This is a genomic window from Actinomadura sp. NAK00032 (genome assembly GCF_013364275.1).
Taxonomy (GTDB): domain Bacteria; phylum Actinomycetota; class Actinomycetes; order Streptosporangiales; family Streptosporangiaceae; genus Spirillospora.
Map to the genome: position 1 here is coordinate 2,982,817 of NZ_CP054932.1, position 21,351 is coordinate 3,004,167.

Below are 21,351 nucleotides of genomic sequence, written 5' to 3' on the forward strand. Positions count from 1 at the left end.
GCCTAGGCCGCCTTCGCCTCGCGCTCCAGGAGCGCGACGTATTCGCCGATGGCGTGGGCGGTCACGAGTCGGACGCCGCCTTCCTTGACGGTGCGGAGACGCCCGGAACGGATGAGTTCGTAGACCTTGGCGCGGCTCTGCGAGAGGAGACGCGCCACCTCCGGAATCCGGTACAACGGCTTGTCGAGAATCTGCTCAGTGCTGGTCACCACAGGGATGCCTTTCGAGCGGCTGTGATCGGCTGTCGGCTGGGACTGGCGGTGTGCGTGGTGGCTTGGGCGCCGGTCCGGTGTGCTGCTGTGTGGGAGGGGCTGAAACATCTCGGCATCTCGGCATCTCGGCAGAGTTGCCGGTGAGCTGGGGTGATGGGTGCCGAGATGGCGGTGAGCGGGTTCGGTCCATCTCGGCAACCGGGGGGTTATCTCGGCAACGGGTGCCGAGATGCCGAGATGGACGTTTGCGGGGGTGCTGTATCTCGGCAGGGGTCAGGGCAGGTAGGCGGCGGGTTTGCCGAGATGCCGAGATGCCGAGATGTTTCAGCGGGTTTCGGGTCGGGTCACTGTTCATGGTGTTCGACCCAGAAGACGTTGCGGTTGCCCCGTTCGTGCTTGGCGGAGCGGATGACGTAGTCGCCGCGCCAGCGTCCGGTCTGTCCGGTGAGCAGGCGTCCCAGGGACAGGGCGTTGGGCAGGCGGCCGGTGTGGGTGGTGATGAACTGGCCTTCCCACCGGTCGTGTTCGTCCAGGCCGATGCGGTCGGGTTCGCCGGAGCGGCGTAGTTCGGCGGCGGTCATCGGTTCGGAGCCGTGCAGGTGGTGCCAGCAGGCCAGGAACGCGCGCCAGCGGGTTTCGTCCTCGTCGATGTCACGTACTTGCGCGGCGTTGGCCAGGAACCCGTCTATGCCGTGGTGGGCCAGGAACCCGCCGAGGGCTTGCGCCCACGGGGTGAATTGGCGCATCGAGACCGTGTCGGCGCGCGGCGCTCCGTTGCGCGTCCAGTCCAGCACCATCACCAGCAGGTGCCACAAAACGGTGAGCTGGTTGCGCGGGTCGGTGATCCACTGGTCAAGGTGGGGGATCCCGAACCGGGATTGGTCGCGTTGCTCGGGGCGGGGCATGTTGGGGTCCAGGTGCACGCGGACGGTGCGGGAGGCCATGTCCCCGCCGACTTGCAGGTTGTTGCCGGTGGCCATCCAGAGCCGGTCGTTGACGGTGGCGATGTTGCGGGACGCACCGAGTTGGCGGTCGGACCACACGCCGGCGGTGACCAGGAGTGCGAGGGTGGCGGAGTCGATGACGGTGCCCTCGGCGAGGTTGTCCCACACCACGACGCCGACCTGTTCCGCCAGGACGGCGGTGATGGATTTGCGGAGTTCTTCCTCGGTGTAGGCCCAGGGCATGACGCGCTGCCCGTAGAGCATTCCGGGGCCGCCGGTCAGGATCGATTTGCCGGACGCGGGCATGGTCGCGTCGATCAGCGCGAACGGGGTCAGGGACCGGGTGAAGTGCCGCAGGATCGGGGTGACCAGCAGCGCCACATAGTTCGCCCGGTCGGCGGGACTGGCCCACGGGAAGTCGCGCAGGAACCGGTTCAGCACGAAGTCTCGTGCGCGCTCGACCTGTTCGGCGGTGGGCTGGTCGGGGACGGGCGGCAGCGCGACTTTGGAGGCCAGGTAGAGGCCGGTGGCGGGGTCGTATCCGGGGCGTTGCAGCAGGGTGCCGTCACGGCGGAGCACCGGCGCGCCGATGACGCCGCGCAGCGGGGCGAGGCCGGGCCAGGTCTTGCCGGCCAGCACTGAGGACAGGATGTCGCGGGGCGGGGTGATCTCTTCTTCGTAGGTCTCGGTGGCGCCGTTGCCGGTGCGGCGGGACCGGATCCGGTAGACGTAGGCGTGTTCGGCCAGCAGCCCGGCGAGGGTGGCGGGGGTGACCGGGCTAGCGGTCACGGGAAGCGGTGAGTCTTCGTCGGCGGCCGGGGACGTCTGCCCGCCCGACACCGTCTCCATGTGGACCAGGGATCCGGCGGAGACGTAGGTGTCGGGCAGGGTGCCGTTGGCGAGTTCGGTTTTGAGGACGCGGATGGTTTCGGGGCCGGATCCCACTTGCAGGTGGGGTTTGGTGGTCATGCGGGGACGCTCCTGGGGCGTTGGGTGCCGGCGCGGAACCCGGACCGGATGGTTCGGCGGGCGGGCATCTCAGCCAGTCCGGCGCGTACGGCGGCAGCGGTCAGCAGTTGCTCGGTGTCGTCGGGGTCCAGGGCGCCGCCGGCCACCAGTTGGCCTAGGGCGACGGCGGCGCCGTAGAGGGTGGCGTTGCGGCGCCCCTCGGGCGCGGCGGCGATGGCGTCGAGGCTGGCGGTGACCGCCTTGCCCAGGTAGGCGCCGCGGTGCCCGGTGGCCAGCGCGACGGTGATCGGGCGTTGCGGCGGCAGCGGCGCCGGGCGGAGCCGTTCGGCCAGCCATCCCGGCAGCGGCGCCGGCGGCGGGGTGTGGAACGGGGCGTAGGTGCCGGTCCCGTCCGGCAGGTCGACGAAACTGCCGGGTCCGACGACGTATCCGCCGTCGCCGCGGGTGTCGATTTTCCAGCCCAGCCCGTTGCCGTGCTCGCCTCCGGTGTTGGTGAGCCGGACGCCGGTGGGGGCGGTGAAGTACAGGTGGAACCCGCCGCGCCGGGTGCGGACTTGGAAGGTCTCCAGCGGCATCGCCTCGCCGGCCTGTTCGCAGACCAGCGCGAACACGTCGGCGCCGTCGTTGACGCCGGGCAGCGCCCACCGGGCCGGCGGGTGCTCGCCGGGCTTGGGCATGTCCAGGTCGATCACCAGCAGCCGGGACGGGCCGCACGCTATGCCGATGTTGTAGGGGCGGCGGGCCCATATCCGCCGGATCACGTCGGGGTCGGTGGTGGCGGTGCGCGTCCACCGCACCCCGTGGGGCGGTTCCTTGTCGCCGGGGGCGAGGGGGAACACGTGCCAGCCGCGGGCGGCGGCGGCCAGCGCGTAGCGGGCCAGCGCGGCGGCATCGGGCCGGGGCGGTGCGGGCGCGGGTGGCCGGGTGGGGGCGGTCATGCCGCACTCCCCTCGGACAGCGGGCGGTCGGCGGCGAGGCGGTCGAGCAGTCCGGCGAGGGCGGCGGCGCCCTGCTGCCAGACGACGCCGTTGCCCAGGGCTTTGAGTTGGGCGTTGCGCGCGCTGGTGGGGGTGAAGCGGGCCCGGCGTTTGCCGCTGGTCTCGGCGAGCGCGGTCCAGATGGCGGGGTCGGTGACCCATCCGGCGGGCAGGCCCATGAGCCACTCGACGAACGGAGGGCTCAGGCGGGGGCGTCCGTCGCGTCCAGGCTCAGTTGGAGCTGGCGCGGGCCGCCCGAGGATGCGGGCCCACCGGTCGATGGCGGGGGCGTAGGCGCCCCAGTCGAGCGCCGGGCCGCATCGGTCAGCGTGGTCCCGTGTCCCCATGCCGGATTGGTCCCGCTGGAGGACTTGGCGTCCGTGGCGGTCGGTGCGGGCAGCAGCAGCACCGCCGAGGGCAACATCAGGTCGCCCGATGACCCGCGTTGGTTCGGGCCGCCCTTGGTGCCATCGGTCGCGCGCGGGGTCGGCAGCAGTGCGACGGCGTTCGGGAGTTGTCCCTCGTAGCCTTGGCCCTTCCAGTCGCGGGCGGTCGGCGTCGGCAGGCCAGGCCAGCAGGTACCACCGCCACCGCTGGTGCGCCGCGCCGGCGTCCGATGCTCGGACACACGTCCATTCCGCATCGAACCCGAGGCGGGCAAGGTCGGAGAGGACACGATCGAGCCCCGGTCGTCGAGCAACGATGGCGCGCACGTTCTCCAGCACGACAAGCCGGGGTCGAAGTACACCGAGGGCGGCGGCGATGACGAGCCAGAGGCCACTTTGGGTTCCTTCCGTGATCCCGGCGCCGGCGCCGGCGAGGGAGAGGTCCGTGCAGGGGAACCCGGCGGCCACCACATCGACGGGCGGCACGGTCGTCCAGTCCACGGCGGTGATGTCGCCAAGGTTGGGCACGTCAGGCCAGTGGTGGGCCAGGATCGCGGCGGCGCCCGGGTCGGGGTCGGCGACCCATGCGGTTTCGACGTCCAGGACGGCGGATACGGCTAGGTCCAGCCCGCCGTATCCGGTGCACATCGACCCCAACGACAACGGGGCGGAGCCGGTCACGCGGCGTCCTCGGGCAGGATGATCCGGCCCTCGGGCGTGAGCACGAACTCGTGGCCGTGCTCGCACGTCCACAAGTCGCCGAGGGCGTCGGGGGCCAGCGCGGCCCAGCAGGTGACCTCGGTGCGGCAGTACGGGCAGTCGGGACCGTCGAGGACGGCCCAGTGGTGGGCGGGGATGGCCCACTCGGCGCAGCAGCCGCCGCACTGCCACAGGTGGACCGGGGCGCCGCCGTAGTCCAGGTCGGTCGCCGCGCCCTGCCAGGTGACGTCGTCGGGAACGTCGCAGTTGGGGCAGTCGGGGCCGGTGAGGATGGGCCATTGGTCGGCGGGCGGGAGTTCGGGCGGGGTCGGGGTTGGCAGTGTCATGATGGGTGTGCCTCTTCCAGGGGCTCGGCGGGTCTTCGGGCCGGTTCGGGCTCTGTGATCGGTTGGGGTGCGGCCCTCGGCGGTGTGCTTGGTGGCTTGGCGCCGGGGGCCGCTTGACGTCCTCCTCCGGTGGTCGGCGGGCTGGCTAGCGGTCTTCGAGGCGTCGGGGGTGGGTGGCGCGGTCGGTGGCGTTGCGGTCGCGTTTGCGCTGGCGTTCTTTGGCGAGTTCGGAGCGGACGGACAGCACGGTGCGGTGGGCGGTGCGGGATCCGGTGCGCTGGGTGCGGCCGGTGCCTCCGCAGCGGTTGCAGGGGCCGAACCGGCGGCGGGTGCTGCCGGGTTTGCGGCCGGTTCCCTGGCAGCGGCGGCAGGGGCGGAACGGGTAGGTGTAGACGCTGACCGCCCATACCAGGGCCGCGGCCATGCCGAGCAGGATCAGGGTTGCCATGGCGGGGTGTCTCCTTACTGGTGCGGTCGGGGGCAGGCGGCTAGTCCGGCGTCGTAGCCGACGTTCCAGCCGCGCCGGTACCCGTCGCTGGAGCCCTCCCGGTAGCCGTCCCGGCTGCCGTCGCGGTAGCCCTCGATGGCGCCCTCGGCGAACGCCTCTTTCCAGGCGATGCACGCGAACCGGCGGCAGTCGTTGTCGGTGCAGGTGTGGTAGTCGTGCGCGGCGCCGGTCTTGCCCGCGCCGGGCTTGGCGGCGGTGGGCGTCCCGGCGGGCTTGGACGGCGCGCCGGGTCGGTTGGGGGTGTTCTGGCGGCGGGCCGCGGCGGCGGCCTTGCGGCGGGCGGCCTGCTGGCGCTTGCGGTCGGCGGCGGCGCGGCGGGCGGCGGCGGCCTTGCGCTTCTTGAAGTCGGTGGCGATCTTGCACGGGTGGTTGAGGCCGCGGGGCTTGCCGCAGGAGCGGCACGTCGCCGTGACGCGGGGCTTGATGCGGGTCTTGCCGCGCTGGCGCTTGAGTACCTGGATCTTCAGGGCCATGGGGTCCTCGTCTGGTGGGTGTGGGGCCGGGTGCCGCTACCCGTTACCGCGCAGGTCAGGGCGGGTGTGCGGGTAGCGGCGGGTAGCGGCCGCGGGTGTTTGTGCAGGTCGGTGCGGTAGCGGCGCCGCTACCGGGTAGCGGAGCCGGAGCGGCTCGGGTCAGCCGGTGGCGGTGGCGTCGGCGGCGGCCTGCACGGCGTTCTTGCGGCAGCCGCGGACGGTGACGCCGGCGCGCTTGACGTTCACGCTCGGCACGCCGAGGTCGCGGCATTGCGCGGAGACGGCGTCGGGGGTGGCGTCGGCCCACCGGTCGGGGAACTGGTCGGCGAGGCGGTCGGCGAGTTCGGTCCAGTGCAGGCCGGGGTCGGCGCCGAACACCGCGAGCACGTCGGCGAGGACGTCGCGGTCGGGGGTGCCGGTGTCCTCGCCGGCGGCGTAGCCGGTCAGGGTTCCGGCGCGCTCGCGGTAGGTGCGGGCGGCGGTCAGGATCTTCTCGGCGTCGCCGTGGTCGGCCAGGTGGGTGCGGACGGTGGGGGTTTCGTCGGCGGCGCCGTACAGGTACCCGACACCGAGGTACTGCTTGCCGACCGGGAGCGCGGAGGCGTCGAAGCCCTCGGAGTAGGCGTCGCCGCCCAGGATGGCGTCGGAGACGTTGCGGTTGCCGCACCGCAGCGCGAACCGCACGGCGTGGTTGTCGCGGTACCGGTTGAACAGCCGTTGCACGTCGCCGGCGCCGACCCCGGACGGCTTCTGCGAGGACGACAGCAGGATCACCCCGGAGGACGGGCCCACCGCCAGGATGAACGACAGCAACTCGGCGACCTGCTTGTTGTCGTCCTGGTCGGGAAGCTCGAAGTAGTTCTGGAACTCCTCCACGACCAGCATCCAGATGAACAGCCGCTTGGGGTAGCGGCGGCACAGTTCCTCGGTGAGCTTGCCCTCGGGGCATTCCTCGGGCGGCAGGGTGGACAGGAAGTCGTTGGTGTCGATGATGTGCCGCTTGATCTCGGCGAGCGCGTCGATGAGCTGGCGGACGGGGTCACCGGCGCGGTTGGGCACGGTGCCGCGGATGAAGTGGTAGGCCACCAGCGCGAACTTGTTCCAGTCCGGGGAGTTCTTGCCGTCCACCACGCTGAGGCGAACCGCCGGGTCCAGGGCGGCGTACAGGGCCAGCAGCCGCGCGGCGAACGTCTTGCCCTTGCGGGGCTGCGCGCCGATCAGCAGCGAGTTCCACAGCAGGCCCACGGTGACCTTGCGGCTGTGCTCGTCCAGCCCGAACGGCGCCGGGCGCCAGATGTTGCGCGGCTTGCAGTCCAGCAGCGGGGTCTTGCCGGCCGGGACGGCGAGCGGGTCGCGGTCCATCACCGTCAGTGTGTGGCGGCGGTGGCTGGTCGGGTCATGGGACAGATAGACCTGCGACGGGGCGACGTCCAGCCCGGACGCCAGGTCGTCCTTGGCCTTGACCACGTCCCCGAACCCGGTGCCGTGCGGCAGCACCACCTTGACCTGCGACCCCTCGCCCTGCGGGGTGCGGGACATGGTGGTCTCAAAGGTGACCTGCTGGCCCGGCTTTTCGGGGTGGCCCAGCCCGGCGGCGTAGTAGGCGCGCAGCACCACATCGTGGTTGAGCAGCCGGAACCGCGGCACGGTCGTCGCCGGGACGATGATCGGCCGGTCCTCGGGGCGGCCCAGGTGCGCCAGCCACGGCACCCCCACCGCGGCGACGGCAGCCCACCCCCACCACGGCGCCACCTCCACCAGCACCAGCCCCGCAGCGAGTACACCGACCGCCTGACCGGCCAAAATCGTCCCGCGGGTGCGGCGGGTCTCCTTCACCTCGCGGTGCAGCTTGTACCACTCCCGCGAATCGCCCTGGGCGATCGCCAGGGACCGCAGGTAGTCGTTCTCCGACACCCACCACCATTTGAGCTGCCGGTCGATCAGCCGCCACAGCCCCACCACCGACCACACCCCCGCCCGGACGGCGTAGCCGGGCGCGCGGACCGTGTGGAAGGCGATCCGGTGCCCCATCCGGCGCGCGTGCCGGGCGATCGCCTCGCCGACACCGGCCAGGCTGCGCAGGTGCTCGGGGATGACCGGGTAGGCGTCGCCCTCGGGGTCGTCCAGCAGGTACCCGATCCCGTCATCGACCGGTTCGCCCTCGGCGTCGGGGTCGGCGCCGGGGTCGAGTTGGACCTCAAAGGAGGTGTCGATGTCCACCACCGCCGCGGCGGCGTCCTCAATCCTCTCGGCGCCGTCCGGCGCGCCGGCCGGGGCGTCCAGCGCGGGCGCCGACTCGGCATCGGCCAGCGGATCGGCTGCGGTGTCGGCCGAGGTGTCGGCGGGTGCGGTGCTGGTGCGGACGGGCAGGTGTACGACCTCGCCCATGGACTTGCTGTAGCTCATGACCGGGTGTCTCCCTCGGCGGCGGACGGCGCGTCGTCCTCGGCGCGCACAGTGGCGGACGGATCGGCGGTCGGGTCGGCGGACGGCGGGTTGGCGGGTTCGGTCTTCAGTCGGGCCAGCAGCGCGCCGACGCGGGCGTTACCGGCGGTGTGTCCGGCCTCGCGCAGCCGCGCGGCCAGCGTGTTGCGGGTCAGCGGTTCACCGGCGGCGGCCAGCTCGGCGGCGATCCGGCGGCCGGTCGGCATCAACTCGTCCACGTCCGGGACCGACGCGGCGGCCCTACCGGTCCGGGACCGGGCGGCGGACCGTCCTTGACCGCGTCCACCGGACCGGGCGGCGGCGGTCCGCCGAGCGGTCCGGGACGGCGCGCGGGACGGTCCGGCGTCCAGTGCCGGACGGTCCACGGGAGCGAGAGCGGGACCGTCCATCGGCCGTCCGCCGGACGGGTCGGAGGACGCCTCGCCGGGCGCGGCCTGGGCGGGCAGGGTGGTGGGGAGTTCACCGAGCCGGTACAGGGCGCGCACCCGGCGGGGCGCGTGGCGGCGCCACGCCCACCGGCCGTAGGTGTCCTGTAGATCGGTCAGGGCGAGGACGCGGGCGCGTTCGCGGTTGAGGGCGTCGGGGTAGGAGCGGATCTCCCACAGCACCATGCGGCGCCACAGCTTCAGCGTGGGCCAGGGCGCCAGGATCCACCGGGAGGTGCGGATCCCGTCCATGCGGGTGCCGTTGGCGATGCCGGCGCGGATCCGGATCACGTGCGCGGCGATCTCGACGGCGATGACCCACAGCGCGGGCAGGACGGCGTGTGCGACCTTGCCGAACACGCCGTGTTCACCGGCGATGTTGAGGTAGACGGTCGCGGCGGTCAGTCCCCACGGGATGAACCGCAGCCACCGAATCCGCATGTCGAGGCGGGCAAGGACGATGTCGAGGGCGGCGAAGATCGCAATGCCCAGGTCGATGCCGAGCGGCACCGTCCAGGCCAGCCGCCCGAACGACGGCCGGGACGCCTCCGCCACGGCGGCGAAGCTGTTGACGAACCCCAGCAGGCCCAGCACGGCCACCAGCGCCGCCACTGTGGCGACCGCGGTGAACTCGCTACTGGTCAACGCGCGGCCCCTCGCCGAGACGTGCGAGGCGTCGTGTCCGGCCGGACCCGACGTGCCGCGCGGCGCGTCCTCGGCGCCGGCCGGGTGCGTGGCGGGCCGGGCGGGCGCGGCAGTGCTGGCGGGCGTGCCGAGGGCCGCGGGCAGGTGGTGGTTGAGCGTGGTCACCTCGGGTGCCTCCCTTCGGGGGCGGTGCGAACCGGGTTCGCGCCGAGCGGCTCGGCGCAACGGTCGGCGGGGCGGTCGGCGGCGGGGTGGTATTCGGTGTCGAGGTCGGCGGCCATCACCGACCGGGCGCACGCCTCGCAGCGGTAGCGGACCGGGCCGCCGTCCAGCGGCGTGCGGCAGGACGGGCACCGCTTGACCGCGGCAGCACGCAACCGGCGCGGCACGGCTGCCGTGGGCACCGGGGCGGGAGTGGTGGCGTTCATGCCGCGCACACCTCCGTTCCGGTGACGCCGTCGGCGCAGTCCAGGCACTCACCGAGGTGGCGCGGCAGCACGTATCCGGCGTCGCGTCCGCAGGTCGGGCAGTGCCGGCGCGCGGCCAGCGCCTTGCCCAGGGCCGCGCGCTGCCGCTCGGACGGGACGCGCTTGGGCAGCGCGAAGCGGACGTCGTACAGGTAGGCGGCGCGCACCCCGCCACCACCGCGGCGGGAGTTCCACAGCACCTGACCGGCGATCTCCTGACCACCGGGCCGCAGCCCCTCGGCGGCCAGCTGGCGGCGGGTGCGCAGGTGCGGCGGCGCCATCCGCCACGGCCACGTGGGCACCCCGTGGCGGGCGCCGGTCGGGTCGAAGAACCGCGCGGAGCTACGGCGGCGGGCCATCACGCCACACCCCCCGCCGGAACCAGAACCGGCGCCACCACCGGCGCCAGCGCGGGACGGCACACCGTGACCAGGTGCCAGCCCCCACCGCGCAGCGACCGGTAGACCAGCACACCGGCGGCAGCCGTGACCACGGCGACGGCCAGCACGGTGAGGGCCAGCGTCGGCGCCGGGTGCGTCACCAGCAGCACCCCGCCGGCGACGGCGAGCCGGACCGGGGAAGCGCACACCCAGCACACCCCGGCGCCCAGCACAGCCAGCAGAACCAGGACGGCGATCACCGGGCCACCCCCGCGGAGTCGAGGGCGGCCAGCACCGGCGACACACGGGCGTCCAGCAGCGTCGCCAGCCACTTCACCGACGCCTTGGCGTCGCGGGCGGTCAGCCGGTCGGGGGCGTCCGCCGGCGCGTGCAGGTCGGCGGCGGCGATGTGGAGCACCAGCAGCGTGCTGGACAGCATCGCCGGCCGCCGCGACAGGGCGGCGTCGTCGGGGACGTGGTAGCCGCGGTTCCACCAGTCGCCGCGGTCCCACTCGGCGAACCCGGCCACGTCGGCGAGCGCGGCCGGGCGGGGGACGGCGACCTGCACGCGGGCGATGAGCGCGAGGGCGTGCTCGCTGCCGGTCAGGGTCACCGACTGGAGGCGTTCGGCCGTCCAGCCCAAGTAGGGCGGCGCCATGACCGGGGACGTGGCGACCTGCCACGCGGCGGCGGCGAACTCGACCGGGTCACCGGTCACCGCGCCGTCACCGTCCCAGGACGCGAACAGGCGGGGGTAGCGGCGCAGGTACACCCCGTACCGGGACACGCCGTCGGAGGCGCTGGCGCGGTCGTCGGCGTCGTCGAAGGTGAACAGCATGGCGGCGCTCACTTCTTCTTGCCGGACTGGGCGGCGTCGTAGGCGTCCCGGACGGACTTGGGCTCACCGTGCGGCCACGTCGAGGACTTGCCGGAGGTCGGCTTGTCAGCCATCGTTGGAACTTCCTTCCTTGAGGAGGACCCCGGAACGTCGGTGCCTGTCAGTGCGGGCGTTCCGGGGCACGGTCATCACCGGCGGGCGTCGCCGGTCGGATCGGTCGAGGCGGGCGGGGCGCCCTCGGCGGGCGCGTTGAGGGTGACGTCGAGGTACAGGGAGACCAGCGCCGAGTTCCCGCGGCGCGGGTAGGGCCGGGAGGTCTCCAGCACCGTCACCACGCCGGCGATGCGGGCGGCGGCGGTCTCGACCTCGGCGGGCAGGCCGGTCAGGCGGATCCTCACTGGACACCTCCCAGCAGCACCGCTGCGGCCAGCGCCAGGAACACCAGCGCGATCAGCACGTGGAACCGGCCGTGCGGGTCCCGCACCACCTCGCGAGCGCGGACGGTCAGCAGACGCGGCCGGGCCATCTCAGCCCACCCCCAGCGAGGCCAGCAGCGCGGCCACCAGCAGCCAGCCGACGTGCCATGACTGGTCGAGGGCGTAGGCGCCGGTACCGGTCGGCGCGGTCGCGCCGTCGCCGAGCCGGGCGAACTCGCCCTTGCCGGCCACCAGGGTGCGGCCGAGCCAGTCGGCCAGCGCCAGCAGCGTGGAACGCCGGTCGGCCCAGTAGTGCGAGACCGCGTCCACCGCCAGCGCGACCGCGGCGGCGTAGGGGTTGACCGGCAGCGCCAGCACCAGCGCCACCACCGTGACGGCGGCGGCCTTGACGGCGGTCAGAACGGCGACGTGCCGCGCGCACAGGATCCGGCCGGACCAGCCGGCGGCGCCCTTGCCGCACGCCTGCCCGTGCGTCTGCAACCAGTGGTCGCCCACCTCGTGCGCGGCGTACAGCGCGACGAACACGGCCGGGAAGACGATCGGGTCGGCGCCGAACATCAGGCCACCTCACCCAGGTCCGCGGCGGTCAGGGTCCGGGCCTCGCGGCGGAGCGCGGCCAGCTCGCGGGGCAGGTAGCCCGCCCACACGCCGAACGCGGGGCGGACCCGGAGCGCGTAGTCAAGGCACAGGTCCCACACCGGGCAGTCCTCGCACACCTCGCGGGCCACGTCCTGCCGGGCGAGGCGCTCGGCGATCGGCTCGGACTCGAACGCGTCCGGTCCCATGTGCAGGTCCGGGTCGTGCCGGCACTCGCCGCGCTCGCCTAGTTCGGTCACCAGGTCCACCAGCGACAGAGACGACGGAACGATGGACATGCGGTCCTCCATGCGGGTTGTGATCGGTTCGGAGCGCGGTCCTCGGCGGTGTGCTTGGTGGCTCGGCGCCGAGGGCCGCACGGACGTGCGATAGGTCGCGGTCATCGCTGGTCAGCCCAGCGAGCCCGAGAACGTCGTGATCGCGTGAATCACCTGGTTGACCAGCGCAGCGGCCTTCTCCGGGTTGTTGATCGCGAAGATGGCGACCGCGATGCCGGCGAGCCACTGCGGGATGCTGCTGGACTTCTGCGGGAACACTGGGACCTCCTGATGACCTTCTGAGCACTGACAGTGATTCGCCCTGTTCGGAGCGGCTCACTGAGTGCAGCGTATACGCAGCTTCGTATACGCACAAGCCTTAGGTATACGATGGTGCGTATACGCTGGTCAAGGTGTCACCGAAGAAGGCAAGGGGTTGATGACGCAGTGGCAGAACCGGCCTACGTCCGCATCGCCGGCGAGTACGCCCGACGCATCCGCCGGGGTGAACTCACACCCCGCACCCAGCTACCGAGCTACACCGAGATCGCCCAAGAGCACGGCGTCTCGGACATCGTGGTTCGCAAGGCCCTCGAACTCCTCCAGAGCCAGGGCCTCGTTCGCTCCGTACGCCGGCGAGGAAACTTCGTCGCCGACCGCCCGAACCTCGTTCGCGTGTCTCCTGAACGCCAGATGGAGACCGCCGAACAGTCATTCGAGAACGAGTCCGAACAGCAGGTTCAGGTAGAGCGAGAGACCCAGCAGATCCCCGCCTCAACCGAACTAGCGGAGGCCCTCGGCGTACCGGCGGGGCAGGAGATCAACCACGTCATCACCCGAGCCACCGAGAACGGGCGACCGATCTCGATCTCGGACACCTACCAGCCGCGGGACGTCGTCGGGATCTCGGAAGCTGCCTACCTGGAAGAGACGATCTCGGACCAACTACCGGTGGAGACGCATGCCGAGTGGTTGCGGACTACGCCCGGCGACCTCGTCAAGACGGTTCACCAGCGGTTCCTGTCGGCCGACGAGCGGATCATCATGCTCTCGGACATCTCATATCCTCGCGACCGCTACGAAGCGTTCGTGTTCCGCATGACCCTCAAGTAGAGCCAATGACTAAGGGGGGCGCCGACTCGTTCGGCGCCCCCCTTAGTCATGCACGATCTCAGATTCGGACCCAGCCCTGAGCCACGTCCCTATCTGTCCACCACGAAACGAAGTGGGGATCTACCGAGTCCAGTCTCCAACGAGCCGACAAGGCGTCAAAGAAAGCATCGTTGCCCGTCTTGCCGCCCCTCGGCTCCCCGATATAAACGAGTCGCTCGCCGCCGGCAGCCTCGTACGACCTGAGCGCCTCAGAGGACATAGTGTCGCCCCAGCCAGGGGGCCAGCAAAGAAATAGTACGTAGTCAGTCGACTCAGGACGAATCTCGAATTCGGTCAGATCCTTGACGGGGTGCCAGACGTCCGCCTGCCCTACTGTCCCAGGGAAAGAGGGATTCTCGGCCTTGTCTGGCGGATTCGAGTCGTAGGCGTCAACAGTCAGCCCTGCATGAGTCAACTGTGCAGCCCAATAGCCCCGTCCCGCACCAAGTTCCACGATGGGAAGATCCATACAAAATTCTGCCACCCATACGATCGTTCGTGGGTTGGGTATCGCGTACGAGTAGGTTGCTTGGAGGAGCATCTGAGCAAAAGCGAGTTTCGCGCTTCCGCCCCTCTCGCCGCCATTCACCACGCGGCGGCCTTCGTGCTCAGCCACGAGCGGCTCAACGATGTCCCAGTAGGGATTGGGGCTAACAGCACTGCCACCGGTCATGTAATGGACGAACCGTAGGTCAAACTGCGCATCGGCTTGATCGTCGCCGGTTCCCGCAAGCCGTGCCGCCATGTCCAGATACTCGGCCACTTTGGGGTACTTTGCCCTAAGCTTCTGCTCATCCTCCAAGAGTGCAGTGAGTTCCGCCCATCGGCTTGACTCCATGGTCAACTTGGCCATGCTTTGAGTTTCTCGCATGACATGAGAGCAGTCCAGTCCCTCAGAGCACTCGTTACATCGTCGCAGGTGAAGCAGCGGTGTATCGCCATAGCTGATACGCACGTTCTCGCGCGGACGACCGACACCACCCCCGTGGTCGGGGAGCCTGGCTAGGCCCTTGCGACCCGGTTACTTGTCGGAACTACTCGGAACTACCTTGCTTATCAACCTCAGAATCATCTGGATGTCGCAGGCTACCGTAATTGCCTTCATTGGTTGCTGCACTTTCCTCCTCTGATGCATCTTTCATGTTATTTGGCCAACCTCGGGGCAGATTCAATATCCTCATGTAATGCCCTTGAAGCGCTACTGTGAATGCATATCTGGGTCCGTGACGGTATTTCATGATGCGAAAATCCATCTCGCCGGGGCGATCCTCAAAGTAGTACAAGTCTGGCCGGTGAAGGAGGGCGACCATATCTGCTTCGTTGAGAATGTCGTCGCCATCTTTTAGATCGGCCAGTTCCGGCTCGGTGGGATAAGTTGCACTAGATTCTTTAATTCGAGCTGTTGCTATGATAACGATCCGATGCTCGGAACCTATTCTTTTGAGTTGCCGAAGTGCGTCGGCCATATCTTGTGCGGAGCCATCTTCAATGCTCGCTGCGACCATTGGGGAAAGGCTGTCAATAATTGCTACCTTGAGATCATGTTCAGACTTCAGTCTCTCGATCTCTTGCTTAAAGAGTCTGAGATTTAGGGTGGAGGAGTGCATCAGCCAGAGTGGTGCACTGGCTATGTCGGTCATAGTTCTGGCTAGGCGAGTCCACTCTTCGTCTTTCAGTTGACTAGCCCTTATCTGTCTAAACGGTACTCCTCCTTGGGCTGACAGGAGTCGCATTTGAAATTCATTCTCGCTCTCCTCTAGACTGAAAAAGGCGGTCGATATACTTCGTTCTATCGCCAGGGAGCGACCTATCGTAGAAGTGACTGCAGTCTTACCTACAGATACTCTTGAGGCGATAATGTTTAGGGATCCGGGACGGAGACCGCCGGTGAGATCGTCAAGGCCGTCGATTCCCGTAAGAATAGTGCGTGAGGTTCCTTCTGGGGCGCTAGTCCCCTCGATCTCATCAAGCGCGCCCAATAGGAAATCCAAAATAGGGCGGGCCGAAGCGTCTTTTGGAGGATGCTGCCTCTCTTTTTGGGCGTGATCGTCAACACTCCAGCCTTCTGCGCGAGCCCACAGTTGACGAAAATACTCGATCGTCGTCGGTTGATTTTTCTTAGCCTTATCGGCGAGGACCTCGACTATTAGCTCAATAGCGCCCCATGAGGGGACCTTAGGGCCGCGCAACGCCTTGTGGATAGTTGTATGGCTTAGCACGTCGCGGCCGATGCTGATCTGTATATTTCGCATGCTCGGCCTGCCGGCGGCCAGATGGAGTTGATGGAGGGCGTCGAAGAATTCACGTATGGGACCGTCCGGCAGAACGGGCCTATTCACCTTTGCCACAACACTCTCCGTGATGGCTTGGTTGCTGAGTGGATGCCGTCAACTCTTGTAAACCATGCCAAGTTTACAGGCCCGTCGCTGGTCGGAGTGCTGAAACGGATCAAATCCGTAAGCGTTAGTCTCTCTCCGTAATCGTCGTGCGCTGGGCTGTCAGGGTTGGGGGTGCGGGCAAAAGGCTTGCCGGCTTCAGAACCAGGGAGACACATTCATGTGGGCTGCAGCGGAGATCGGTAAGACGATCCGGTCCGCCCTTCGGAGTTGGGGGCACACCGCCAGGCTCTGCACCGTTGTCTGCGTGATCGCGGCCAATGGGTACCTGTTCATCTGGCTGAGCTGAGATCAGCGAGCCACAGTCGGAGGATGTCCAACCCCTGGTCCCCGCACTCATGCGATGGCGCGGACCAGGGGTTGGTTTGTGAGTGACCAACCGAGTGACAACGAGCTAGGGATCACCTGGACGCGTGTGGACGGTGGTGGACACCGTCCGCCGTGCTTGTTGTAGGAGCGAGCTGGGTACGACCCTGTCCGGAATGCTTCGAGTCCAATCGCGGGAGCCGAGGCGGGTCAGGCTGCTCGGTGAGTTCTGCTCACCTTCGCCGGGGCCCGCACTGTCTTTCCGGGGGGCGACCCCCGGAGCCCCCGGCTCCGCCGTCCTCCCCCGCCCACCCGCCCCACCTTGCCGTAGGGGGCCTGCGGGTCAGCGTAGTCGCATCCTGGACACCGCCCGCATCGTCCATGTTGTGCCGAACTTCTCAGAAGTGGGCTCGATCCGAGTCAGGTTCCGTCGGGGCATCTTGTGGGTTCGTCGGTGGCGGTGTGATCATCGGGCTGGCGGTCTGCGGGAGGGCGGGCGATGGAATCCGGTGCGTTGCTCGGCGGCAGGTACCGGATCGCCGGAAGACTCGGCCGCGGCGGTATGGGAGAGGTGTGGGCCGCCGACGACACCGAACTGCGGCGGCGGGTCGCGGTGAAGATCCTGACGGCCGGCCAGGCGGACACGGCGGCGCTGAGCCGCGTGCTGCGACGGGAGGCCGAGAACGCCGCGCGGCTGCAGCATCCGGGGATCACCGTCGTCCACGACGTCGGGGAGCATGAGGGCTCGCCGTTCTTCGTGATGGAGTTGCTGGAGGGTGTCGACCTCGGCACGGTCCTCACCCAGAACCCGCAGGGGCTGCCGGTAGGGCGGGTGGTGGACACGGGGGCGGCGGTCGCCGGCGCCCTGGCCTACGCGCACCGCGCCGGAGTGGTGCACCGCGACATCAAACCGGGCAACCTCATGGAACTGGCCGGGGGCGGCGTCAAGATCTGCGACTTCGGGATCTCCCACTCCGCCGACACGACCCTCACACAGGGCGTCATCGGGACGCCCGCCTACATGGCACCGGAGCAGTATGAGGGCGGGCCCGTCGATGCGCGCACCGACCTGTACGCCTTCGGCTGCACCCTCTACGCGCTGCTGACCGGTGAGCTGCCGTTCGGTAGCGCGGCGCCGGCCGTGATGATGCGCCGGCATCTGACCCTCGAACCCGTGCCGCCCTCCCTGCGAAGGGCCGGGATCCCGGCCGAGCTGGACGCGGTGGTGCTCGGGTTGCTGGCGAAGAATCCTGCCGACCGACCCGCGTCCGCCGAGGACGTCATGCGGTGTCTTCGAGCGTTACCGCAGGTCGCGTGGACCGCTCCCGTGCCGCGGGTGGACGGCGCCGCCGCCGCGCCACCCGGGACCCGGCCGGTGCCCGCGCCGTCCACGGCCCGGCCTTCGGTGCTGGGGCCGCTGCCGGGCCGGCGTGCGCTCCTCGGGTGGGGCGTCTTCTCGTTCGCCGCCGCCGCGGGACTCGTCTGGATGGAGCGGAGGAGCGATTCGTCCCGGCCGGACTACCGGGAGCTGATCGGCCACCACGGCGCCGTCGAGTCGGTGGCGTTCAGTCCGGACGGCAAGACCCTGGCCTCCGTCGGGGAAGACGAACTGTTGCTGTGGGACCTCGCCGCCGAGACTCCTCGCCATGACGCGTTCAGTCTCGATGCGTACTCGGTGTCCGCGGTGGCGTTCAGCCCCGTCGGCGGGCTCCTCGCCGTCATCGACGGGAACGACAAGGTGAGCCTGCTGAACACGGGCACTCGGCGCGTCGCGGGCAGTCTCAAGAAAACCGGGGAGGACATCAGCTCGCTCGCGTTCAGCCCGGACGGCAGGCTTCTCGCGGCCGGCATCCGCACCGGCGCCTCCGGTGGCGCCTGGGGCATCCGGCTGTGGAACGTGGCCGCTCGGCTCACCGCCGGCGAGATCGACGACATCGATGACGCCGTCCGGTCGCTCGCGTTCAGTCCGGACGGCAGGACGCTGGCCGGCGGCGAGAAGCTGACGTTGTGGGACGTCGCGCGGCGGCGCCCCGTCACCGGCTACGGCGGTCGCGCGTCGGCGGTGGCGTTCAGCCGGGACGGCAAGACCCTGGCCGCCGGTCATGGGAGCGAGGTGCGCGTGTGGGACGTGGCCCGCGGACGGATCGCCCACACCTTCGACGACGCGGGCAAGGCCATCTCTTCGGTCGCCTACAGCCCGGACGGGAGGCACCTGGCCGCCGGAGACGTCGGCGGCACGACGTGGATCTGGAATGCGAGCACCAAGAAGACCATCTTGAAGGAGAAGACCGACAGGGTCCTGGCGGTGGCGTTCAGCCCGGACGGCAGGACGCTGGCGACGGGTCACGGTGACGAGAGGGTGCGCCTGTGGCCGGTCGGGTGACCGAATGAGGAACCACCGGTGCGGGCGGGTAGTCACAGTGAGCGCGCCCCCGCTCGACCAGAGGAGTGCTCCTTGCCCGCTGTGTCCGGACCCCCGCCCGCTCCCGACGACGCTTCCACTTGGGCGGAGTTCACCGCCCGGCTCCGTGCGCTGCACGAATGGTGCGGGCGGCCCAAGTACCGCGCCCTGTGCGGGCGCGTTGACGGGCTGTCGCCCGCTGCGGTCTCCACGCTGATCGGCAAGAACCCGCTGACCCGGCCGCCCGAGACCGCCACGGTCCGGTTCGTCGAGGCGTGCCTGCGATATGGGGAAGCGGTCTCGGTCGAGGCGGAGGTCGGCCGGTGGGGCGCTCAGTGGCGGGCGCTCGCGGAGCCCGGGGGCGCGCCGCGGCCGCGGCGGTGGGGGCGGTGGGCCGCCGCCGGCGGTGCGGTCGTTCTGGTGGCGGGGGCGGTTGTGTGGGTCGCCGTTGCGAGTGCGTCCGGTGACGGGTGCCAGCGGTTGAGCGGGACCATCGAGGACCTGCGGACGAAGCAGACGTGGCAGTACATGTTCCAGTGCCCGAACCGGCCCCGCGTCGGCGTGTACGAGAAGGCGGAGTTCGGGACCGAGGTCGCCGTGCTGGAGACCGATCCGAGCTGGTTCATCTGCTGGACGCGCGGCCAGGCGCACGAGGGCGGCAACGACGTCTGGTACTACACGCAGGGCGACCGGGCGACGGGACGGCCCGAGCTGCACGGGTGGGGATACGTCCCCGCGTCCGAGCTGCGGGTCGGGGAGGCGCCCGACCCGGCGATCACGCGGCGCTGCTGACCTGGGCGTTCGCTGTTCTGAACGTTCAGAACGGCGCCGGGCCGAACCCTTCGGGCGGTTCGGGGTCTAACGTTCGGGGCGCACACCCCGCACACCCCGCGACGAACCGCCACGGAAGGGTGACGCGACGGGTGGAATTTCGGATCTTGGGGCCGCTGCGGGCCGGGGTGCAGGGGGAGCCGGTCGATCTCGGGGGCGGGCGGGCCCGGCTGGTGCTGGCCGCGCTCCTGCTCGAGGCGGACCGGCCGGTGCCGGTGGAGCGGCTCGTGGACGTCGTCTGGGGGGACCGGCCGCCGTCCTCGGCGCGCACGCAGATCGCGATCGCGGTGTCGGGGCTGCGCCGCGCGTTCCGGGACGCGGGCCGCGCGCGGGTCATCGAGACCGTCCGGCCGGGGTACCGGATCCCGGCGGGCGCGGCGGCGATCGACGCGGCGGCGGCGGAGGAGCTGATCGGGGCGGCGCGCCGGGACGCCGCGGCGGGGCGGCTGCCGCAGGCCGCCGGGCGCTTCCGGGCGGCGCTGGCGCTGTGGCGCGGGCCCGTCCTCGACGGGCTCGACCGCCCGCGGATCGAGGCGGGCGCGCTGCGCTGGGAGGAGCTGCGGCTGGCGGCGGTCGAGGAGGCCGCGCACGTGGACCTGCTGCTCGGCCGCCACCGGGAGCTGATCGGCGAGCTCATCGGGCCGGTCGGGGAGCATCCGTACCGGGAGCGGCTGCGGGGGCTGCTGATGACGGCGCTCGCGCGGGCGGGGCGGCCGAGCGAGGCCCTCGACGTCTACCGGGAGGGGCGCCGGCTGCTCGCCGCCGACCTCGGCCTGGAGCCGGGCCGCGAGCTGCGGGAGCTGCAGCTGGGCATCCTGCGGGACGATCCGCTCGTGCGGCCCGGGACGCCCGGCGTGCCGCGGCGGCGGGGCCGTGCGCTGCGGTGGCGGCGCACGGCCCTTTCTCAGCGGGAGGCTAGTTCGCCCACTTGTGGGAGTTCATGAGCTGACCCTCCCAGAAGCTGCCGCGCTTGCCGGCGTCGATCGTGCCCCAGTAGCCGTCGTAATCGGCGAAGTGGTACACCTTCACCTTGCTGTAGGAGCCGGTGTAGCCGTTGTTCCAGTACGAGGCGACGAGGAACCGGGGGCTGCACCGGACGTTGCCGCCGCGCCAGTCGGGGTCGTCGCCGTCCCAGGCGCACTTGGTGCCCGTGCCGTTCTTGCCGCTCCAGACGCAGAAGTCGCCCTTGGCGCAGGAGCCCTGCCAGGCGGCGGTGCCGTCGGCCTGAGCGGCGGTGGGGGACAGGAGGGCGGCGAGCCCTGCGACGGCCATGCCGGCCACGGTGATGCGGACCTTGTTCATGCCGCCTCCTACTTCGCCCACTTGTGCGACCGGATGGACACGTTCGCCGCGTTGATCGGCTTCGACGTGACCTGCACCGGGTCGGAGATCTCGCCCCCGTAGTTCGCGTTCCGGAAGAACCGGACCTTGTTGTACGGGTCGCTGGTGTAGCCGTTGTTCCAGATGCTGTTGACCTTGAACCCGTACGGCCTGCAGCGGATGGCCCCGCCCTGCCAGTCGGGGTCGTCGCCGGTCCAGTTGCAGCGGGTGCCGGTGGCGTTCTTGCCGCTCCACACGCACACGTCGCCCTTCGGGCAGACGCCGTCGGTGGCGGACGCGGCGGCCAGCGCCGGCGAGGGCGCCAGCGCGGTGACGGCCCCCGCCATCACGGCACCGGTGAGCAGCCCGATCTTGATCTTGTGCATTGTTCTCCCCGTTCCCCGCTCAGTAGATCCCGGAGCAGGTCTTGATGGTCTTGCCGTTGACGTCCACGGCCTTGTCGTCGCCGTTGCCGGGCCCGGTCAGGAAGTAGGCGGACACCCAGCCGCGCGTGGCGCCCTGGTCGAGGTCGGTGTAGAGCCACCAGTGGTTGGTGCCGTACTGGCCCTCGTACTTCTGGCCCCACATCTTGCAGAAGACGTAGTTCTCGCCCTGGTACAGGTAGCCGACGCGGTCCCCGCACTTGAGGTAGTTCGGGTTGGCGAACGCCTTGTCGAACGTCCGCACCCACTGCTTGCCGTCGACCTTGGCGTCCGTCCAGCAGGCGGCTTGGGCGCTCGGTTCCGGGCCCTCGGCCAGGGCGGTGGCGCCGGCCGGAGCCGCGCTCAGGACGGACGCCGCCGCGAGCGCGCCCGCGATGATGCGTCTCTTGTGCATGCCTTTCTCCCCGTTGAGGTGGTTGGACGATGAACACGCTAGAGAGGCCCGTTATCGAACCCTTATCGGTCGCTCGTCCGGATGCGCGGCCGCCGTTTCGCG

Annotated in this window: 27 protein-coding genes; 4 read left to right on the forward strand and 23 right to left on the reverse strand. The window is 70.2% G+C overall.

Going from position 1 to position 21,351, the window contains the following annotated elements:
* Positions 1-2: 2 nt before the first annotated feature.
* The 18 genes from HUT06_RS13965 to HUT06_RS14045 form a co-directional block, all read right to left on the reverse strand.
* Positions 3-209, reverse strand: a complete 207-nt coding sequence (locus tag HUT06_RS13965) for a helix-turn-helix domain-containing protein (protein WP_218826489.1) — start codon at positions 207-209, stop codon at positions 3-5.
* A gap of 347 nt (positions 210-556) precedes the next feature.
* Complete coding sequence (locus HUT06_RS13970; protein WP_176196118.1) at positions 557-2,125, reverse strand: hypothetical protein; 1,569 nt, start codon at positions 2,123-2,125, stop codon at positions 557-559.
* Positions 2,122-3,063, reverse strand: coding sequence for a bifunctional DNA primase/polymerase (locus HUT06_RS13975; protein WP_176196119.1), 942 nt, complete (start codon positions 3,061-3,063; stop codon positions 2,122-2,124). The genes HUT06_RS13970 and HUT06_RS13975 overlap by 4 nt, the downstream gene beginning before the upstream one ends.
* Positions 3,060-4,169 (reverse strand): DNA cytosine methyltransferase, encoded by a 1,110-nt coding sequence (locus HUT06_RS13980; RefSeq protein ID WP_254715165.1) that lies wholly within the window; start codon positions 4,167-4,169, stop codon positions 3,060-3,062. Before HUT06_RS13980 ends, HUT06_RS13975 begins: the two co-directional genes overlap by 4 nt.
* On the reverse strand, positions 4,166-4,534 hold the full coding sequence (locus tag HUT06_RS13985) for a hypothetical protein (RefSeq protein ID WP_176196120.1): 369 nt from the start codon (positions 4,532-4,534) through the stop codon (positions 4,166-4,168). The genes HUT06_RS13980 and HUT06_RS13985 overlap by 4 nt, the downstream gene beginning before the upstream one ends.
* 145 nt (positions 4,535-4,679) lie before the next feature.
* A complete protein-coding gene (locus HUT06_RS13990; RefSeq protein ID WP_176196121.1) occupies positions 4,680-4,982 on the reverse strand; it encodes a hypothetical protein in 303 nt (100 codons plus the stop codon).
* 14 nt (positions 4,983-4,996) lie between these two features.
* A complete protein-coding gene (locus HUT06_RS13995) occupies positions 4,997-5,515 on the reverse strand; it encodes a hypothetical protein (RefSeq protein WP_176196122.1) in 519 nt (172 codons plus the stop codon).
* Between the two features lie 159 nt (positions 5,516-5,674).
* Positions 5,675-7,921, reverse strand: coding sequence for a cell division protein FtsK (locus HUT06_RS45215; RefSeq protein ID WP_176196123.1), 2,247 nt, complete (start codon positions 7,919-7,921; stop codon positions 5,675-5,677).
* The gene (locus HUT06_RS14005) at positions 7,918-9,195 is read right to left on the reverse strand and encodes a DUF2637 domain-containing protein (RefSeq protein WP_176196124.1); all 1,278 of its coding nucleotides are present in this window, start codon (positions 9,193-9,195) and stop codon (positions 7,918-7,920) included. Before HUT06_RS14005 ends, HUT06_RS45215 begins: the two co-directional genes overlap by 4 nt.
* Positions 9,192-9,458 (reverse strand): hypothetical protein, encoded by a 267-nt coding sequence (locus tag HUT06_RS14010; RefSeq protein ID WP_176196125.1) that lies wholly within the window; start codon positions 9,456-9,458, stop codon positions 9,192-9,194. Before HUT06_RS14010 ends, HUT06_RS14005 begins: the two co-directional genes overlap by 4 nt.
* Positions 9,455-9,856: an RRQRL motif-containing zinc-binding protein gene (locus HUT06_RS14015; RefSeq protein WP_176196126.1), complete on the reverse strand. Its 402-nt coding sequence runs from the start codon at positions 9,854-9,856 to the stop codon at positions 9,455-9,457. Before HUT06_RS14015 ends, HUT06_RS14010 begins: the two co-directional genes overlap by 4 nt.
* The gene (locus HUT06_RS14020) at positions 9,856-10,137 is read right to left on the reverse strand and encodes a hypothetical protein (protein WP_176196127.1); all 282 of its coding nucleotides are present in this window, start codon (positions 10,135-10,137) and stop codon (positions 9,856-9,858) included. Before HUT06_RS14020 ends, HUT06_RS14015 begins: the two co-directional genes overlap by 1 nt.
* Positions 10,134-10,727, reverse strand: coding sequence for a hypothetical protein (locus HUT06_RS14025; RefSeq protein ID WP_176196128.1), 594 nt, complete (start codon positions 10,725-10,727; stop codon positions 10,134-10,136). Before HUT06_RS14025 ends, HUT06_RS14020 begins: the two co-directional genes overlap by 4 nt.
* A gap of 176 nt (positions 10,728-10,903) precedes the next feature.
* Positions 10,904-11,113 carry a hypothetical protein gene (locus tag HUT06_RS14030; RefSeq protein WP_176196129.1) on the reverse strand — a complete coding sequence of 70 codons (210 nt, stop codon included), beginning with the start codon at positions 11,111-11,113 and terminating at the stop codon, positions 10,904-10,906.
* Positions 11,110-11,241, reverse strand: coding sequence for a hypothetical protein (locus HUT06_RS45220; protein WP_302931804.1), 132 nt, complete (start codon positions 11,239-11,241; stop codon positions 11,110-11,112). Before HUT06_RS45220 ends, HUT06_RS14030 begins: the two co-directional genes overlap by 4 nt.
* Before the next feature lies 1 nt (position 11,242).
* Entirely contained in the window at positions 11,243-11,710 is a 468-nt protein-coding gene (locus HUT06_RS14035; RefSeq protein ID WP_176196130.1) for a DUF3307 domain-containing protein, read from the reverse strand.
* Positions 11,710-12,027 carry a WhiB family transcriptional regulator gene (locus tag HUT06_RS14040; RefSeq protein ID WP_176196131.1) on the reverse strand — a complete coding sequence of 106 codons (318 nt, stop codon included), beginning with the start codon at positions 12,025-12,027 and terminating at the stop codon, positions 11,710-11,712. The genes HUT06_RS14035 and HUT06_RS14040 overlap by 1 nt, the downstream gene beginning before the upstream one ends.
* A 111-nt stretch (positions 12,028-12,138) precedes the next feature.
* Positions 12,139-12,285, reverse strand: a complete 147-nt coding sequence (locus HUT06_RS14045) for a hypothetical protein (protein WP_021593495.1) — start codon at positions 12,283-12,285, stop codon at positions 12,139-12,141.
* A gap of 168 nt (positions 12,286-12,453) precedes the next feature.
* Here HUT06_RS14045 and HUT06_RS14050 point away from each other — a divergent pair, with 168 nt between their 5' ends.
* Positions 12,454-13,119, forward strand: coding sequence for a GntR family transcriptional regulator (locus tag HUT06_RS14050; RefSeq protein WP_176196132.1), 666 nt, complete (start codon positions 12,454-12,456; stop codon positions 13,117-13,119).
* Between the two features lie 58 nt (positions 13,120-13,177).
* Here HUT06_RS14050 and HUT06_RS14055 read toward each other — a convergent pair whose 3' ends face one another.
* Together HUT06_RS14055 and HUT06_RS14060 are read right to left on the reverse strand one after the other, a co-directional pair.
* Positions 13,178-14,011, reverse strand: coding sequence for a hypothetical protein (locus tag HUT06_RS14055; protein ID WP_176196133.1), 834 nt, complete (start codon positions 14,009-14,011; stop codon positions 13,178-13,180).
* A 181-nt stretch (positions 14,012-14,192) separates the two neighbouring features.
* Positions 14,193-15,506, reverse strand: coding sequence for a DnaB-like helicase C-terminal domain-containing protein (locus HUT06_RS14060; protein ID WP_176196134.1), 1,314 nt, complete (start codon positions 15,504-15,506; stop codon positions 14,193-14,195).
* Positions 15,507-16,359: 853 nt separating this feature from the next.
* On the opposite strand from HUT06_RS14060, the gene HUT06_RS14065 reads away from it, so the two are divergent.
* The 3 genes from HUT06_RS14065 to HUT06_RS14075 all read left to right on the forward strand — a co-directional run bounded on the left by HUT06_RS14065 (position 16,360) and on the right by HUT06_RS14075 (position 20,036).
* Positions 16,360-18,243, forward strand: coding sequence for a WD40 repeat domain-containing serine/threonine protein kinase (locus HUT06_RS14065; protein ID WP_176196135.1), 1,884 nt, complete (start codon positions 16,360-16,362; stop codon positions 18,241-18,243).
* A gap of 72 nt (positions 18,244-18,315) precedes the next feature.
* Positions 18,316-19,053: a hypothetical protein gene (locus HUT06_RS14070; protein WP_176196136.1), complete on the forward strand. Its 738-nt coding sequence runs from the start codon at positions 18,316-18,318 to the stop codon at positions 19,051-19,053.
* Positions 19,054-19,184: 131 nt separating this feature from the next.
* On the forward strand, positions 19,185-20,036 hold the full coding sequence (locus tag HUT06_RS14075; RefSeq protein ID WP_176196137.1) for an AfsR/SARP family transcriptional regulator: 852 nt from the start codon (positions 19,185-19,187) through the stop codon (positions 20,034-20,036).
* Here the strand turns inward: HUT06_RS14075 and HUT06_RS14080 are convergent.
* From HUT06_RS14080 to HUT06_RS14090, 3 genes are read right to left on the reverse strand one after another with little or no spacing between them, the layout of a single operon-like run.
* Positions 20,008-20,394, reverse strand: a complete 387-nt coding sequence (locus HUT06_RS14080) for a peptidase inhibitor family I36 protein (RefSeq protein ID WP_176196138.1) — start codon at positions 20,392-20,394, stop codon at positions 20,008-20,010. The genes HUT06_RS14075 and HUT06_RS14080 overlap by 29 nt on opposite strands.
* Positions 20,395-20,402: 8 nt before the next feature.
* Positions 20,403-20,798, reverse strand: coding sequence for a peptidase inhibitor family I36 protein (locus HUT06_RS14085; protein ID WP_176196139.1), 396 nt, complete (start codon positions 20,796-20,798; stop codon positions 20,403-20,405).
* A gap of 19 nt (positions 20,799-20,817) precedes the next feature.
* A complete protein-coding gene (locus HUT06_RS14090) occupies positions 20,818-21,249 on the reverse strand; it encodes a hypothetical protein (protein WP_176196140.1) in 432 nt (143 codons plus the stop codon).
* Positions 21,250-21,351: the final 102 nt, after the last annotated feature.

Excerpts from the sequence above, each read along its gene's own strand:
- HUT06_RS13985 (WP_176196120.1), bottom strand. The coding sequence starts at position 4,534 with ATGACACTGCCAACCCCGACCCCGCCCGAACTCCCGCCCGCCGACCAA.
- HUT06_RS13990 (WP_176196121.1), bottom strand. The coding sequence starts at position 4,982 with ATGGCAACCCTGATCCTGCTCGGCATGGCCGCGGCCCTGGTATGGGCG.
- HUT06_RS14035 (WP_176196130.1), bottom strand. The coding sequence starts at position 11,710 with ATGTTCGGCGCCGACCCGATCGTCTTCCCGGCCGTGTTCGTCGCGCTG.
- HUT06_RS14055 (WP_176196133.1), bottom strand. The coding sequence starts at position 14,011 with ATGGCCAAGTTGACCATGGAGTCAAGCCGATGGGCGGAACTCACTGCA.
- HUT06_RS45220 (WP_302931804.1), bottom strand. The coding sequence starts at position 11,241 with ATGGCCCGGCCGCGTCTGCTGACCGTCCGCGCTCGCGAGGTGGTGCGG.
- HUT06_RS14080 (WP_176196138.1), bottom strand. The coding sequence starts at position 20,394 with ATGAACAAGGTCCGCATCACCGTGGCCGGCATGGCCGTCGCAGGGCTC.
- HUT06_RS13995 (WP_176196122.1), bottom strand. The coding sequence starts at position 5,515 with ATGGCCCTGAAGATCCAGGTACTCAAGCGCCAGCGCGGCAAGACCCGC.
- HUT06_RS14065 (WP_176196135.1), top strand. The coding sequence starts at position 16,360 with ATGGAATCCGGTGCGTTGCTCGGCGGCAGGTACCGGATCGCCGGAAGA.
- HUT06_RS14085 (WP_176196139.1), bottom strand. The coding sequence starts at position 20,798 with ATGCACAAGATCAAGATCGGGCTGCTCACCGGTGCCGTGATGGCGGGG.
- HUT06_RS14090 (WP_176196140.1), bottom strand. The coding sequence starts at position 21,249 with ATGCACAAGAGACGCATCATCGCGGGCGCGCTCGCGGCGGCGTCCGTC.
- HUT06_RS14010 (WP_176196125.1), bottom strand. The coding sequence starts at position 9,458 with ATGAACGCCACCACTCCCGCCCCGGTGCCCACGGCAGCCGTGCCGCGC.
- HUT06_RS13970 (WP_176196118.1), bottom strand. The coding sequence starts at position 2,125 with ATGACCACCAAACCCCACCTGCAAGTGGGATCCGGCCCCGAAACCATC.
- HUT06_RS14015 (WP_176196126.1), bottom strand. The coding sequence starts at position 9,856 with ATGGCCCGCCGCCGTAGCTCCGCGCGGTTCTTCGACCCGACCGGCGCC.
- HUT06_RS14040 (WP_176196131.1), bottom strand. The coding sequence starts at position 12,027 with ATGTCCATCGTTCCGTCGTCTCTGTCGCTGGTGGACCTGGTGACCGAA.
- HUT06_RS45215 (WP_176196123.1), bottom strand. The coding sequence starts at position 7,921 with ATGAGCTACAGCAAGTCCATGGGCGAGGTCGTACACCTGCCCGTCCGC.
- HUT06_RS13975 (WP_176196119.1), bottom strand. The coding sequence starts at position 3,063 with ATGACCGCCCCCACCCGGCCACCCGCGCCCGCACCGCCCCGGCCCGAT.